General features: G+C 61.5%; 15 protein-coding genes. 10 read left to right on the top strand and 5 right to left on the bottom strand.

The features are described 5' to 3' along the window. Positions 1-204: 204 nt before the first annotated feature. A complete protein-coding gene (locus tag AB1576_10310; protein ID MEW6082148.1) occupies positions 205-1,104 on the bottom strand; it encodes a DMT family transporter in 900 nt (299 codons plus the stop codon). On the opposite strand from AB1576_10310, the gene AB1576_10315 reads away from it, so the two are divergent. The 3 genes from AB1576_10315 to AB1576_10325 all read left to right on the top strand — a co-directional run bounded on the left by AB1576_10315 (position 1,092) and on the right by AB1576_10325 (position 5,692). Then, complete coding sequence (locus tag AB1576_10315; GenBank protein ID MEW6082149.1) at positions 1,092-2,615, top strand: extracellular solute-binding protein; 1,524 nt, start codon at positions 1,092-1,094, stop codon at positions 2,613-2,615. The genes AB1576_10310 and AB1576_10315 overlap by 13 nt on opposite strands. Positions 2,616-2,738: 123 nt before the next feature. Then, entirely contained in the window at positions 2,739-3,692 is a 954-nt protein-coding gene (gene arcC, locus AB1576_10320; protein ID MEW6082150.1) for a carbamate kinase, read from the top strand. Between the two features lie 188 nt (positions 3,693-3,880). Further along, entirely contained in the window at positions 3,881-5,692 is a 1,812-nt protein-coding gene (locus tag AB1576_10325) for a sigma 54-interacting transcriptional regulator (protein MEW6082151.1), read from the top strand. A gap of 4 nt (positions 5,693-5,696) precedes the next feature. On the opposite strand, the gene AB1576_10330 is transcribed toward AB1576_10325, so the two are convergent. Further along, the gene (locus AB1576_10330; GenBank protein ID MEW6082152.1) at positions 5,697-6,824 is read right to left on the bottom strand and encodes a saccharopine dehydrogenase NADP-binding domain-containing protein; all 1,128 of its coding nucleotides are present in this window, start codon (positions 6,822-6,824) and stop codon (positions 5,697-5,699) included. Between the two features lie 112 nt (positions 6,825-6,936). Further along, a complete protein-coding gene (locus AB1576_10335; protein MEW6082153.1) occupies positions 6,937-7,593 on the bottom strand; it encodes a LysE family transporter in 657 nt (218 codons plus the stop codon). Positions 7,594-7,795: 202 nt separating this feature from the next. On the opposite strand from AB1576_10335, the gene AB1576_10340 reads away from it, so the two are divergent. Both AB1576_10340 and AB1576_10345 read left to right on the top strand, forming a co-directional pair. Then, positions 7,796-9,238, top strand: a complete 1,443-nt coding sequence (locus tag AB1576_10340; GenBank protein ID MEW6082154.1) for a trimethylamine methyltransferase family protein — start codon at positions 7,796-7,798, stop codon at positions 9,236-9,238. Between the two features lie 14 nt (positions 9,239-9,252). Next, on the top strand, positions 9,253-9,900 hold the full coding sequence (locus AB1576_10345; protein MEW6082155.1) for a corrinoid protein: 648 nt from the start codon (positions 9,253-9,255) through the stop codon (positions 9,898-9,900). A gap of 157 nt (positions 9,901-10,057) precedes the next feature. On the opposite strand, the gene AB1576_10350 is transcribed toward AB1576_10345, so the two are convergent. Further along, on the bottom strand, positions 10,058-10,462 hold the full coding sequence (locus AB1576_10350) for an OsmC family protein (protein MEW6082156.1): 405 nt from the start codon (positions 10,460-10,462) through the stop codon (positions 10,058-10,060). Positions 10,463-10,616: 154 nt separating this feature from the next. Between AB1576_10350 and AB1576_10355 the strand changes: the two genes are divergently transcribed. The 5 genes from AB1576_10355 (at position 10,617) to AB1576_10375 (ending at position 13,795) form a co-directional block, all read left to right on the top strand. Then, complete coding sequence (locus AB1576_10355; GenBank protein MEW6082157.1) at positions 10,617-11,489, top strand: polysaccharide deacetylase family protein; 873 nt, start codon at positions 10,617-10,619, stop codon at positions 11,487-11,489. Positions 11,490-11,564: 75 nt separating this feature from the next. Further along, positions 11,565-11,810, top strand: a complete 246-nt coding sequence (locus AB1576_10360; GenBank protein MEW6082158.1) for a hypothetical protein — start codon at positions 11,565-11,567, stop codon at positions 11,808-11,810. 78 nt (positions 11,811-11,888) lie between these two features. Next, on the top strand, positions 11,889-12,584 hold the full coding sequence (locus AB1576_10365; GenBank protein MEW6082159.1) for a DUF1287 domain-containing protein: 696 nt from the start codon (positions 11,889-11,891) through the stop codon (positions 12,582-12,584). Between the two features lie 583 nt (positions 12,585-13,167). Next, positions 13,168-13,401, top strand: a complete 234-nt coding sequence (locus tag AB1576_10370; GenBank protein MEW6082160.1) for a type II toxin-antitoxin system prevent-host-death family antitoxin — start codon at positions 13,168-13,170, stop codon at positions 13,399-13,401. After that, positions 13,385-13,795, top strand: coding sequence for a PIN domain-containing protein (locus AB1576_10375; GenBank protein ID MEW6082161.1), 411 nt, complete (start codon positions 13,385-13,387; stop codon positions 13,793-13,795). Before AB1576_10370 ends, AB1576_10375 begins: the two co-directional genes overlap by 17 nt. Positions 13,796-13,909: 114 nt before the next feature. Here AB1576_10375 and AB1576_10380 read toward each other — a convergent pair whose 3' ends face one another. Beyond that, entirely contained in the window at positions 13,910-14,584 is a 675-nt protein-coding gene (locus AB1576_10380) for a hypothetical protein (protein ID MEW6082162.1), read from the bottom strand. Positions 14,585-15,330: the final 746 nt, after the last annotated feature.

Here is a 15,330-nt window from a genome sequence, read left to right on the forward strand (position 1 = left end):
GGGCGATGTACCAGGTTCCCCAGGCAAAGGCATGGGCAATGAGCGCCCACTAGGGTACCATACGGCAAGAAGGCGCCAGATCCTCCCACAGCTTGGAGGGGGGCAGGATCAGGGGAGGCATCTGCCTTCCCGCGGCGGTCACCACGGTGGCACTGCCAGGGAGGACGAGAGGGGAGCCGGGGTGATCTTGCGGGCCATGTCCAGCTAGGAGAGGCGGACAAACCTCACGCCGGCCAGCACCAGGACCCCGCCCACCACCTGGAAGGGGTAGAGCGCTTCCTTCCACACTACGAAGGCCAGGATGATGGCGGTCACGGGGATGAGGTACTGGAACGCCACAACCTTCAACGGCCCGATCTTCGACACTGCGTAGTACCAGATGGCCAGGGATACCACGGTGGACAGCGCCGTGGAGTAGACCAGGCCTGCCCATCCCATGAAAGACACAGTCTCCCAAGCCTGGTTCAATAGGGGGCCATAGGAGGCAAGGCCCGAGATCACTGCGGCGCCCGTCATGGCGTAGGCCGTGACGCGGATGGCGCTGTAGCGGTCCAGGACCGTGGTACTGAAGTGGGTGAACAAGGCCCAGCACACGACGGCCAGGCCTATGATGACATCCCCCTTTATAGTGGCGGAGTTCCAGAACCCATGAAGGCCGGTTCCCTTGGAGGAGGCGATCACCATGACAACGCCGGAGAAGGCTGTTGCCAGGCCCAGGACGGTAAGGCGATTGAGTCTCTTGCCCCGGATTATGCCCAGGGCTGCTATGAGGATGGGGCTGGCGGAATAGAGGATGGACGCATTGGCGGATGTGGTCAGGGCCACCCCCTTGATGAAGAGCACGTAGTCTCCGGCCAGGAACACTGAAAGCGCGGCGAACCTAGCGAGGTCGGCCCGGGTCTTCACGAACCGGTTGCCCTCCAGGAGCACGCTCTTTTCGAAGAACCGCAATACCAGGAGCATGGCAGGGGCCCCCAGCAGGAGGCGCGTGGCGCCGAATGCCAGCGGGTCAATTTCCTTCAGGGAAATCTTGACGAAACCGAAGTTGGCCCCCCATATGAGGACTACCAGCAAGAGGAGTGCGTCGTGGCGTGAGATCTTCAACCGGGATAACCCCCTGCTCTTTCCAGAACCCTGCCACTACCATATCATCTCTGGGTCCAGGCTACAACAGCGGCCTTGGCGGTAGGGAGCGCCCGGGGGCCCCGGGACTCCTTGATTCCACGGCTAGCATGGGAAAGGGCAGGATCTTCCTGAAGGATGCCCTCAGCCTGGCGAGGAATAGGTTTGCTGTTTGTTGCAGGCCAGATATCTCGGGTTGGAGGAGGTCTCCCAGGGTGAAGACGGGCTTGGTCGCATGTCTGGTCGCTATGGCGGTGATGGTGGTGGGCTGCTCCACACCTCCTCCTGTCCAGGCTCCCGGTGTAACTACGGTTGTTGTCCAGATGTACTCGGGGCAAGAGGCAGATGCCATGGCCAAGGTCGTGGAGGAGTGGAACCGGCGGCAGGCGAAGGATGCAGGCTTCGAGGTAAGCCTTGAGACGCTCCCCCAGGATGGGTACTTCGAGAGGGTGGTATCCCAGCTGGCGGGGCGGTTGGGGCGCCCGGACATCGTGCACCTGGTATCCCTGAGCCTGGGGCGCCTGGAGCCCTACCTGGAACCCGCCGGTTCCCACGTGGACCCGGAAGGGACAAGAGTGGCAACGCTACTTGAGGCCCTCCCCGCTGCCACGACAGGCTCGGTCAGGGTGGATGGCAGGGCCCTCATGTTCCCCACCGGTGTCCACCAGCTGGTGATGTTCTACAGGAGTGATCTCATGGAGGAGCCGCCGGCTACCTGGAATGAGGCCCTGGAGGTGGCCAGGAACCTTACCCAGCGTCACAACTCCGATTCCCCCACGGAGTATGGGATGGCGTGGCCCGGGAGGCTGGACGTGTGGGGGTTTGCCGCGTACCTGGGCATCTTGTGGTCCTACGGGGGGGACTGGCGGGGCCCCTTGGGTGAGGTCTCCCTGGACCAGGAGGAGGCCCTGGAATCCATGAAGGTGCTGGAGGACCTCTACCGCCAGGCCGTGCTACCCCCGGGGGTGGAGAACCAGGGTCACGAAGATGTGGTGGAGGCCCTCAGGGAGGGCAGGGCGGCCATGGGGCTGGCATGGAGCTGGGCCTTTGACACCCTGGCGGACCGGGAGGACTCGCCGGGCACGTGGGACAAGATAGAGATGGCGCCCCCTCCAGGCGCTGACGAGGGGGAGTATACTACCAGGGGCATGTACCTTCACACCACCGGCCTCGCGGTTAACAGCGCGTCCCCCTACAGGAGCGAGGCCATGTCCTTCCTCGCCTGGGCGACCCTTGGCGAGGGTGCCAGGGTGTATGCCCAGGGAGGCGGAGATCCCCTCTGGGCCGGCCAGGACCTGCCTGGCTCCCTGGAGATGGTGTATCCCTGGGTAATGGAGTATGGGAGGTCCCCGAGGCCACACCCCAGGCTCACTGAGGTCATGCTGGCTGGCTCCAAGTGGGTGCGGAAGGTCCTGGTCGGCGAGGTTGGCGCCGCCGAGGCCTGCCAGGGCCTGCAAGGGGAGGCTCAGGCAATAACGGAGCCCGGCCGGTAGGCAGCTTCTGCCAGGCGGTTGGAGGAGATCCCGCCAGGGCATTGAACTAAGACTACCTGGGGCAGGTATGGTTACACTCCTGCCCCGGCTCAAGTTATTAGAGTCAGTCCGGGGAGGATGATCATGAGCAAGGGCATGAGCCCCAAGAGAATAGTCATGGCGCTGGGGGGCAACGCCATACTACGGCCCGGCCAGGCAGGCACCTTTGAAGACCAGATGGAGAACGTCCGTCGCACCTGCCGCCAGGTGGCCAGGGTTCTGAGGCAGGGACACGAGGTGGTCATCACCCACGGCAACGGGCCCCAGGTGGGAAACATTCTCATCCAGAACGAGGCTGGCCGGGGTTCGGTCCCGCCCATGCCCCTGGATGTGTGCGGGGCCGAGAGCCAGGGTTTCATAGGCTACATGATCGAGCAGGGCATGACCGAGGCAATGGAGGAGGCCAGGATAAGGCGGGAGGTTGTGGCCATAATCACCAGGGTGGTGGTGGATGCGGGCGATCCCTCCTTCTTGAGACCGTCAAAACCCGTTGGGCCCTTCTACACAGAGGAAGAGGCTCGCAGGTACATGGCAAAGAAGGGTGAGACCTGGAAGGAGGACGCTGGGCGGGGCTGGAGGAAGGTTGTACCGTCACCGGACCCAGCTGAGATAGTGGAGAGCGCCGCCATCCAGGTCATGGTAGAAGCCGGCTTCCTGGTAGTGGCCTGCGGCGGCGGCGGTATCCCTGTGGTGCGGGACGGCGGTTCCTACAGGGGTGTGGAGGCTGTCATCGACAAGGACCTGGCGGGACAGAGGCTGGCCACGGTCCTCAAGGCGAACCTCCTGGTGATACTCACTGACGTTCCCAGGGTTTGTCTCAACTACAGGACCCCGGATGAGGTCCAGGTGGCGCGTTTGACAGTAAAGGAGGCCAGGGAGTATCTCTCCCAGGGGCACTTCGGTTCGGGCAGCATGGAGCCGAAGGTGAGGGCGGCTGTAAGGTTCGTGGAGGCAGGGGGGGAAGGGGCTGTCATCTCCTCCCTGGACAAAGCGGTGGAGGCTATTTCGGGGTCCGAGGGCACCTGGATCACGGCATAGGGTAGCTGGCTGGCCCATTTCCCCAGGACCCTGCTTTTGCCCCCTGCGTTTGCCCTACCCTCCGGGCAAGGCCCTGGTGATGCTGCCAGGCTTTCTTTCTGTGAAATTGTCATTGTTGAGAAACATTTCTCATCCGTAGGAAGGGATCCTGGCGCTCCCCGCCGAAACCTAAAGGGGGAGGTGATGTCATGTCATGCCTCCGGCAGGTGGGATCAAAGGTTCAACGCTTCGCTGAGGCCGTGGCGTCCGCCCTCAAGGTAGAGGTGGAAATCCTGGATGACCAGCTCTACCGCCTAGGTGCTACCGGGCGCGTCAGGGGTCTTCTCAGGGTTAAGCAGAAGCGGGGCTTCGTCAACAGCCATGTGCTGGCCACCGGCCAGCCTTTCACCTTTTCCCGCCCCGGGGAACACCGGGTATGCGATCCCTGCGATGCCAGGGGAGACTGTATCTACACCGCAGGCCTCTTTTGCCCCATCATCTATGACGGCAAGAGCGTTGGCGTCATGAGTCTCATAGGCTTTGACGAGGCGCAGCGGGACATCATCCTGGGGAACGAGGTCAGCTACCTCGACTTCATGGCACGGATGTGCGATCTCCTGGCCACCATGGTCTCTGAGCATCATGCCATGAGGGAGCTGGAGAGAGCCTCCCAGCAGCTGGACACGGCAATCAACGCCGTGAGCGAGGGCATCGTGTCCGTGGACGAGCGGGGAACAGTTACCTGCTTCAACAAGGCTGCGGGGAGGATCCTGGGTTTGGCTTCCGGTGACTTGCTGGGACGGCCCCTGGGGGAGATCTTGCCCAGCTCCCTGGCCTTGGAGAGCCTGGGAACGGGGGCTTCCTTGGCTGGCAGGGAGGTAACATACAACGCTGGTGGAAGGCCAGCTACCCTCCTGTCCGCCGCCTATCCACTGAAGGCTGGAGGGAGGACCATCGGCGCAGTGGAGTCCTTCAGCGAGGTCCTGAGCATACTCCGGGCGGCCTCCCGTATGACCACGGCACATGGGGTCACGCGCTTTGAGGACATAAAGGGGTGCAGCCGGGGGCTCAGCGAGGTGAAGGAGAAGGCTCTCATAGTAGCGGCGGGGAGTTCCACGGTGTTGCTCCAGGGGGAGAGCGGTACGGGAAAGGAACTCTTCGCCAGGGCCATCCACGAGGCCAGCCCCAGGAGGAAGGAGCCATTCCAGGTCATCAATTGCAGTGCCATCCCGGAGTCCTTGCTGGAGAGCGAGCTCTTCGGCTATGAGGAGGGGGCCTTCACCGGTGCCAGGCACGGGGGCAAACCCGGGAAGCTGGAGCTAGCCAATGGCGGGACGCTGTTCCTGGACGAGGTGGGGGAGATGCCCATCCACCTTCAGCCCAAGATGCTCCGGGTTCTCCAGGAGCGCTGTGTTGAGCGGGTTGGCTCCACCAAGCCCACGTCCATCGACGTAAGGATCATAGCGGCTACCAACGCGCTTCTTGAGGAAAGGGTCAAGGAGGGCCTCTTCCGGGCGGACCTCTTCTATCGCCTAAACGTAATACCACTGCACATACCGCCCCTGAGGGATCGGCCAGAAGACATCCACGTGCTCCTGGAGCACTTCCTCTCCCGCTACTCCCAGCTTCTAGGCAAGCCAATCAGGGGCTTGTCGGAGGAGGCAAAGGGGGTTCTCACGGCCTACCACTGGCCTGGAAACGTGCGTGAACTCCAGAACGTGATGGAATATGCAGTGAACTTCGAGAAGTCCAGAGTGCTCCAGGTATCGAGCCTCCCCAGCCAGGTAAAGGGGTGCCGTGTGGAGGAAGCGGGCGCCTCAGTGAGGGAGCGCCTGGCCCGGGCCGAGAGGGACCTTCTCCTGGAGGCACTCAGAGGCCAGCCGGACAGCGTGGAGGGCAAACGAAGGGTGGCCAGGTCCATGGGGATCAGCCTGTCCACCCTCTACAGGATGATGAAGCGACTCGGCGTGCCCGGGCATGAGGGGCACCCGGGAGACAAGCCCCCCGGTGCCGCCGCCTAGACTGTCAGGCTGGGTGGGTGCTCTCTATGACGTCTATCCCCGCCTGGGACAGGCGGGCAAAGAACTCGTCCACAGGGACCACCTGTTCCGGAGCGAAGACACCCCGCTCGGATATCCTACACTCCCCTATCAACTCCATGACGATGGCCGCGGGATAGCCCGTCCACCTGGCGGTGGCCCTCAAGGAGCGCCCGGGGTCGCTCACCACCAGTGTCTCGTAGCGTTTCTCCAGCCGCCGGCCTCCCTGGGTTCCCAGAACGGAAACCCTGAGGGACTTGTTCTCGTCCATGCCTGTGGCCTCCGGGAACCGGCCCAGGTGCCTGTAGGTGAACTCCTTGGGGGTGACCATCCTTCCCTGGATCTCGACGGGGTCATCATTGAGGAATCCCAAGGTCACCAGGGAATCCATCATTGCAAGGAGCGCGGGGGCGAAGGCCACCCGGAAGGTCACCGTCTTCACGCCCTCAATGTGAAGGGGGAGGGTGGCAATTTCGGAGTGGATGGAGTAGAAGCCCTCCACCTCACCCACGGGTTCCGGGAGGGTGTAACGCTGGCGCCCGCTCAGCGGCTCGACGGTCTTGAACCGGCCGTCTTCGAATATCACAGGGTCCATTGTGACCTCATCCAGGATGGTCGCTGCGCTGTAAGCGAAGCCCTTGCCACCCCGTGCGCCAGTGCGTATGTGGATTTCCTCCACCGTGTCCAGGGCGCCAGCGCCCTTCCTGGCCGCCATATTGGTGATGCCGGGGCTGGCGCCTACGCAAAGGACCGCGGTGAGGCCTGCGTCCCGGAACTGCCCGTCAAGCTTCACCTGCTCCTTTGTGAAATGGTACAGACCCCCCAGGTCAACGTAGTGGGTGCCCGACGCCAGGCAGGACTCCATTACACGGAGGTTGAGTCTATAGACTGCGGCGTTGGCTACTACGTCAACGCCCTTCATGACCTCTGCGGTGCCCTCCACATCGGAGGCATCTACACGGAGTGCCTTGAGCTTGGGGCTCCCCAGAGCCCCCACCACCTCCAAGGCCATCTCGTGGTTGATGTCCGCCACCAAGACCTCGGAGACTGAAGGCGAGTCCGCCAGGTGACGTATTATTGCCCTTGCCATCGCCCCGCTTCCGCCCAGGACCATAGTCCTCACGTTTAGATCCTCCCTTGGCTGTGATAGGTGCTGTTCCATCTAGGCCGGCTCATAACGTGACGGCTTCCCTTCCCCCCTTGCCCCTGCATGGGAGATAGGTTGCCTACCCCCGGGCGAACATGAGCCCTGAGTAGACAAAGTAGAGAGCCAGCAGCATGAGGGCTCCTCCCAGTACGATGAGCAGGCCGCTGTACAGGCGGTCCGGGATGATCTTGCGCCCGAAGGTGACAGCGGCCGACACCGTCATGAACCACGCGAAGTCCGCCCAGATGTGCCCGAGGTAGAACGCTGCCACGGGCAGGGGCCTTCCCCCTCCCCAGGCAAAAAGGTAGGTGGTGCCCACGGTGGCCCACCACAGGAGCCAGTAGGGGTTCGCCACGGACACCAGGGCGCCTGAAAGAGACACCTTCCACCAGGGATAGACAGTGCCCGGCACCTCTCCAGGGTTCTGGAGCCCGGACAGGGAGGGGCTCTTAAGCGCCTGGGCTATCATGCCCCATCCCATGTAAAGGAGGATTGCCCCGCCCCCGGTAGCCACCGCTGCCATCACTCCGGGGCTTGAAGCCAGCGAGGCCAGGCCCAGGACGAAGGCAATGACCGCTACCATTTCCACCATTGCATGGCCAAAGGTGGCGAAGAAGCCACCCCTGAGGCCCGCCGTGGCGCTCTTCTGTATGGTAAGGGTGAGCAGGGGCCCGGGCATAATGGCGCCGGAAAGGCCCAACAAGAAGGAACTAGCCGCGATACCTATAATGGACATGGTGAGGGATTTCTACGCCCCGGGCACCGGCCCCTTCATCCTTGCGGCGAGGCTTCTCAAGGCTGACAAGGGCCGTGAGGGGTAAGGCCCTAGAGGGCTAGCGCTACCTGGATCCCTCTACAGGCTTAGCCGGTGGTACGGTTCTTGCACCGCAAATTGCCACCGCAGGCGCGGTGGACATGAATCCAAGGGGGTGCCCTTTGTGGGCCTAAGGGGTATGCCAGGCGGCAGTTACAGGGTCTTGAGCGACGGGGACATCCAGAAGATCCACGATTGTTCCATGAAACTCTTCGAGGAGGTAGGCATCGCTGTACACAACAAGAGGGCCCTGGAGCTCTTCCACCAGCACGGGGCGGAGGTGGACTGGAAGAGGCGAGTCTTCTTCGCCTCAAGGGACTGGGTGATGTCCAAGGTTGGGATGGCCCCCTCCTCCATTACCCTGTGTGGCAGGGAGGAAGCCCAAGACCTGGTGATCGAGGACACCAAGACCTACCTGGGAACAGGCGGCACCGCCCTGAACGTGCTGGACATGGAGACCCACAAGAGGAGGCCCTCCACCCTGCAGGATATAAGGGATGCGGCTCGCCTGGTCGATCACCTGGAGAACATCCACTTCTTTGTGCTGCCCTTGTACCCTCACGACGTGCCCGAAGAGAAGGTGGATGTCAACCGTTTCTGGGCTGGGCTTAGCCACACATCCAAACATGTGATGGGCGGGGTCTATACGAAGGAGGGGGTCCAGGATACCATCCGCATGGCAGAGGTCATCGCCGGCGGCCGGGAGGCACTTCGGAAGAGGCCTTTCATCTCCATGATCACCTGCGTGGTCAGCCCCCTGAAGATCGACGACACCTATGGGGAGCTTTTGATGACAGTAGCTGAGCAGGGAATACCCCTGGCCATCCCCACGGAGCCCCTGGCAGGATCAACCTCCCCTGTGACGCTGGCAGGGAATGTCGCCCAGCTCAACACAGAGGCCCTGGCCGGTCTCATCCTGGCCCAGCTGGTCAATCCTGGTACCCCAGTCCTTTACGGGTCTGTTGCCACCATCAACGATATGCGGCAGATGGCCTACCTTTCCGGGGCTGTTGAGATGGGGCTCATTAACGCTGCTGCCGCGCAGATGGCTCAGTTCTACCGGGTCCCCTTCTACGCTACGGCGGGTATGTCCGATTCCAAGCTGCCGGACATCCAGTCAGGTTACGAAAGGGCCATGACCGCCGTCATGGTAGCCCTGGCGGGCGCCAACTACATCCACGATGCCGCAGGCCTTCTGGAATTCGCTATGACTGTCTCCTTTGAGCAGTACGTGATAGATAACGACATCATCGGCATGGTCATGAGGGCGGTGAAGGGCATCGATGTTAATGACGAGACCCTGGCCTTTGACGTCATGAAGAAGGTGGGTCCAGGGGGCAACTTCATGTCTGAGAAGCACACGGTCCGGTACATGCGGAAGGAGTTCTTCTACCCCTGCCTGGCAGACCGGAACAACCGGGATGCGTGGGAGGCTATGGGGGCCAGGGACGCCTGCCGCAGGGCCAGGAAGGAGGCCAGGAGAATACTGGCTACGCACAAGCCGTTGCCTGTGGCGGACGAGGCGGTCAAGGAGATCAGGTCCAGTATCGACGGGATCGTCGTCTGAAGGAGGAAGAACATGTGAGGGACCATCTGGAACAGATAACCACCGCTGTCATCGACGGCGAAGAGGAGATCGTGGCTAGACTCGTCCAGAAGGCTGTCGACCAGGGTGTGAGCCCCAAGGAGATCGTCAACGGTGGGCTTGTACGCGGTATGGATCTGGTGGGCGCTCGGTTCAAGGCGGGGGAATTCTTCGTCCCTGAGGTGCTCATTGCGGCTAAGGCGATGTCCTGCGGCCTCTTTATCCTGAAGCCCTTGCTCGCGGAGGGGGATGTGCCCCGGGCAGGCAAGGTTGTCATCGGCACGGTCAAGGGCGACCTTCACGACATCGGGAAGAACCTGGTGGCCATGATGCTGGAGGGCTCGGGCTTCGAGGTGGTGGACCTCGGGATAGACGTGTCGGCGGAGGAGTTTGCCAAGGCGGTCAGGGTGCACGAGCCCGACATACTGGGGATGTCAGCGCTTCTCACAACTACTATGTCCTATGCCAGGGATGTGCTAGACCTCCTTAAGGAGGAGGGCCTGAGGAGCAAGGTAGTGGTGTTCGTCGGGGGTGCCCCGGTAACACAGCAGTACGCCTACAGCATAGGGGCGGATGGGTATTCCCCTGACGCGGCGGGTGCCGTGGAGATGGCCAAGGCCACCATGCGCAAGCGTTCCAAGTGAAGGAAAGTGGTGGGGGCCCTCGGTGACGAGGGCCTCAGGTTCTCAGGACAAAGTCCATGTCGAAATCTGGATGCATTGTCCCGACGCGTGGCATTGAACCCGCCCCTACCTGCGTGTTTCGAGAGTGTGGGGGGTCCGCATCTCCCAGAGGTGAATCTCAGATTTCCTGGCCGGCTATCTCCCACGAGGTCACGACCAGAATGCCAGGGTGAAGGCAGTGGCGGACCGTGCAGTACTTGCCAGCCAGCTCCAGGGCCCTGTCAAGCCTGCCTGGGGGGAAGGGCCCTCCCTCAAGCTGGTAGACTACATCTATCTCAGAGAAGCACGCCTCGGGTTTCTCAGGTCGCGTCGCCCGGACCTTCACCCTCATGCCGGTGACAGGGAGCGCCATCTTCCCCAGGATATCCAGGAGGGTCATGGCGCCGCAGGATGCCAAGGCTTCAAGAAGCAGGTGGGTGGGCCAGGGTTTGTCCTGGCTCACGAAGGTGGGTCCTGCTCCGTCCACCAGGGCGTTGAAGTCCCTGTTCCCCAGCCACTCCAAGCTGAGCGTGTAGTCTTTCACGTGTTAACCTCCCTTAGGACTTCTTTCTGGATGTTTCTCCAGGCCGTTCCGGTTTTCCTCGATCCGGTGCCGCAGCCTGGCATTGGCCCTGGCTGGCTTGGGAACGCCGGGTAGCGGGAATATTAGAACGGGAGGACCAAGGGGGGAGATGGCCTTGCGGGAAACCCGGCAAGACAGGAAGGAAAGGCTCAGAAGACGGGCACGGAGTGCCATGGCGAGGCTCGCCCTGGTGGGCACTATCTTGATCCTGGTAACGATACCTGTGGGTCTCCTGGCCCACTTCTACCTGCCTCCCTTCCTCACGGAGGAGATGCCGCGGCCTGAGCTCCCACGCCTGGAGCCGTTCACCCCACCGCTGGAAGGGGGGCCCGAGGGCGAGAACCGCGGTGTTCAGCCTCCCATTCCCCTGCCGGACGGGGTGGTGACACGCCTGGACACGGCAGAGCCCGTAGTAGCGCTGACCTTCGACGACGGCCCGGACCCCCTCTTCACTCCAAGGCTCCTGGAAATCCTGCGCGGTGAGGGCGTTGCCGCCACCTTTTTCGTCATCGCCAACAGGGCTGCGGCCCGTCCCGATCTGGTCAGGCAGATGCTTGCCGACGGCCATGAAGTGGGGAACCACACCCTCTCCCACGGCCGCCTCACGGACCTGCCCGAGCTAGTGGTGAGGCACGAGATCCTTGAGGCCCAGCGAGTACTGGAGACTATCACCGGTGAAAGGGCAAGGCTATTCCGTCCCCCCTACGGAAGGATCAACGAGTCGATCTTCCGGATGGCCAAGGAGGAGGCGGGTCTGACCACTGTCATGTGGTCGGTGGACAGCCGCGACTGGGAAGGCATCAGCGCCCGGGAGATCAGGGAGAAGGTGCTTGCCAACTTAGCGCCGGGTTCCATCATCCTCATGCACTGCGCTGGGGGAGTATCGGAGGGCTTCACATCCACCCTGGAGGCCTTGCCTTCCATCCTGGAGGCCCTGAGGTCCAGGGGTTACCGCCCAGTGACCCTGGGCAATGCCCTGGGCGGGTAGGCCCGGAGGGCTAGCCAGGCTTGCCTTGGCATAGGTATGTGGTGGAGTACAGTCCAGGGGAGGAGGTTGGGGGAGGTGGATGCGGAGGTATTCGGCGTCTCAGCGGTGCTGGTGGTCATGGGTCTTGTGCAGCTGGCGAAGAACCTCGGTCTTTCCCCAAGGTATGCAGGGGTCCTGGCGGTCCTCATAGGTGTTGTGGGGAGCCTGGGCTATACCTACCAGGCCGATGCGCCGTGGCTGCAGGCGGTGTACGTGGGTGCCGCCATAGGATTGAGCGCTGCCGGTCTCTACTCGGGGGCCAAGGCAGTCATGGGCAAGTAGCGGGAACAAAAAGCCGGGATGAACGTCCAGCAGTTGCAGGGGGAACATGTCCCTGTATCCTGCTGGAGGTGGAGTCCTGTGAGGGGATGGCAGGTCCTCCTTGCCCTGGCATATGTCCTTCTGCTTGCCGGGTGTTCCCAGGCAACGCCTGAAATGGCTGGGCCCGAGGCCCCAGGGGGGGATCCCCTGGAGCCAGGGATTTCACCTGTTGAGGCAATTCCCGAGAACGAGCGGAGCCCCCACGACTGGATCGTTGTGGGGGCCCGGGAAGAGGTGAGGAGGCGCACCCGGTACGACTCGGCCTACGTGGTCCTGGCCTATCCAGGCGGAGATGTGGAGCTGGGCAGGGGTGCCTGCACCGATGTGGTGGTCCGTGCCCTCAGGCAGGCAGGGTACGACCTGCAGGTGCTCATTCACGAGGACATGAGAGACAACTGGGACCTTTACCCCAAGAACTGGGGCCTGGCATCACCCGACCCCAGCATCGATCACCGCAGGGTGCCAAACCAGATAGTGTTCTTCCAGCGCCACGGCCAGGCCTTGACCACCAGCACACGCCCGGAGGACCTGTTCCACTGGCGGTGGGGCGACATTGTGTACTGGCGATTCCCCAGCGGCCAGGACCACTGCGGTGTGGTGAGCGACCGGGTGGGCCCCAGTGGGCTGCCCCTGGTCATCCACAACGCAGGCATTGCCATGGAGGAGGATTGTCTCACGCGCTGGGAGATCACTGGGCACTTCCGTTATCCCCCTGAGTCTCCACGGGAAGAGTGACGGGGTATCCACCGGTTCTCTGGGCATTGTTGCTAGGCCCCCATGACCAACCCGGAAAACCCTTCCCCCGCTGACAGCCAAAACCCGTTGCCCCGGCGAATCCAGGCACTGCAATTCCCTGTCACCTGGACACTGTGTCACCGCTGGCCTCCAGATACCATGACAAGCCAAGCCCGGTCCCCTCAGAGCCAGGCCTCCCTCCACGTTCCGGTTGGGTTCCACTGGCCAGGCCATGTTCACCGGGTCGCCAACCCGGGAGAGAAATCTCCTGTAGCCGCAAGGGTTTCGGGAGATTTTACCCCTTGTTATCTGTTAAACTCAAGTTCTAACACGCTATCGGGTGGCAATTTCCGATTGCACAGCCGCCTAGGGGGCGCCCTGCCTGTTGTTGAGCATCACCCTCAGCGTGTTCAGCATAGAATCCCGTCAAATGCGCCCATTGCGCGGAGGAAAAGTCGTGACGATTTGAGCCGTCCCTGCCGGCCAAGCTCTTTTACTGAAAAACGCATCGAATGAAATGGATTAAATCGTACACAATGGTACAATAAAGGCAAACACAACGCAAGCGAAAGGAGTGAATGACATGCGTGTGTCAGCAACCGAACTCAAGGTGAACATGAGCAAGTATATCGACCGCGCCGCCGTTGAGGACATCATCATCACCCGCAACGGAAAGGATGTAGCGCTTCTCACAAACGTCGAGGGCAAAAAGAAAGACGCGCTCAAATCCCTGCGCGGCATCATAAAGGGTGCCGAACTCACCCGCGACGAAATCCGCGAGGAAAGGTTGGGCAGGTACAGTGAAAATTCTTATTGACACCAACGTCATCATTGATTACCTTGCCGACCGGGCACCCTTCGCGGATCATTCCGAACAGGTGCTGGCTCTCTGCGAGAGGGGAGAGGTCGACGGTTTGGTTACGGCCAACGCCATTACCGACATCTACTATGTGGTGCGCAAAGTGGCCGGGAGAGAAAAAACACTGGAAGCTATCCAGACGCTCTGTTCCATCTTGGATATTGCGGTCGTAGGGAAAGCCGATATCCTGAACGCGATGGAACTCGATATGCCCGATTATGAGGATGCTCTGGCCGCACAGTGTGCAAAGCGCATTAAGGCTGACTGCATCGTCACGCGCGATGTCACCGGCTACGCCAACTCGCCGGTTCCAGCAAAAGAACCTGTCACCTTCCTAAGACAGTTTGAATAACAAGTAACACCGACGCAAGGCGGCTTTTTTTATCCCTAGCCGATCTTAATCCCCCTAAAGGGCATAGGAATGGGCCCGAAGGGGCCCGTTTACAGGCATGAAGGTTTAGGAGTGCTAGGAATTCAGTAGACTACGGCGATAGGCGTCAATACTCTTCCACCAGCCAAGGTCCTCCAGTTGGTCCTTGATGCCTTTTCCGATATCCCCCAGCGACCACTGCCATTCACTGCGAGAATGCTCTCCGGCCTCCAAATGGATCTCCACGAGCCGGAGTTTGTCCCAGTCCCTGAGCAGGGGGGCTACCTCCCTGTGATCCTGCCCCTTTCTGAGCTCGAGTTCGATCTTCCTCACAAGATAGTAGGTGAGGAAACAGATCAAGACATGGGCTCTTACGCGCCTTTTCTTGTAGTGGTAGATGGGCCGGATTCTGAGGTAACTCTTGATGTTCCGGAAGGCCCGCTCCGCAAGCTGAAGTTGCATATAAGCCTCATGTACCTCCAGGGGACTGCACTCTTCCGGTGGAAGGGACGTCTGGAGCAAGTACTTACCCTCAAGGGACTCACGCAAGGCCACAGCCTTTTCGTCCACCTCAAACGACAGTTCAAAGAGCGCTTTGTCTTCGGGGGGATCCACAGGTTCAAGGGGACTGATTCTCACTTTGTAAAGCCCCGTCACCTCAGAGTCCTTCAAGAGGTTGTTTACCTTTTCCCTTAGACGTACCCATGAGTAGTACCTGCCCTTTGGGGCCGTCTGGGAAAGATGGCCAAGCTCCTCCTCGACTTCCTTCATGCTCTCCAGGGTGTGGATGAACTGATCTCCACGTGATGCCTGCCACCGGGCCTGGGGAGAGGGATGATCCGCAGGCTCTTTCCCCACATGCCCGAGCGTACATGGCGGGCATCCTTCCATTCTCCGGCCCTAGCAGGTGCACGTGATCGCCAGCCATGCCCAGCGCCACTTCCAGGTCATGACGGGAGTTCACCCTGTCCCCATCCACCGCCAGGATCACATCGGCCTGGCGGGGCGACCGCTCAACTCCCGGCGGTTGCCCAGGTGGACCACGGCTTCGTGGCCGAGCGCCGAAAGGAGCACTGCCCCCCACTGGAGAACCGACTCCGTGAGGAGGCCACCGCCAAGCCCAAGAGCACGGACTTAAACGGCGAGATTGACCGCGCTCTTCAGGCATTTCCCTTCCTGGCAGTGTTACAGCCAGGTTACCGTATCCCAGGGCCGCGACGACAGGAAAGACGAAAAAGGCGAGGCCGGGGGCAGCCAGGGGCACAACGGGGTGTGGCGCTATCAGGGGCCACCAGTCCGGCACCGGTATGGCACCTCCCGCCTCGGGCATGGTCCCCAGGATCAGCACAGTCAAGGGTATGGGCTAGAAACGCTGCAGGGAAAACCCGTATACCACCTGCCCTGCCTTGTTTCGCACATACAACGGGGTATTGCACGAAATCCTTCCAGAGGGGTCAAACGGCCTGGGCATGAGCCGCGGCGCGTTTTCTGCGTCGTCGGCTCCATGCCCTTGTTAG

This window comes from Bacillota bacterium, assembly GCA_040754315.1.
Taxonomy (GTDB): Bacteria; Bacillota; Sulfobacillia; order DUSP01; family JBFMCS01; genus JBFMCS01.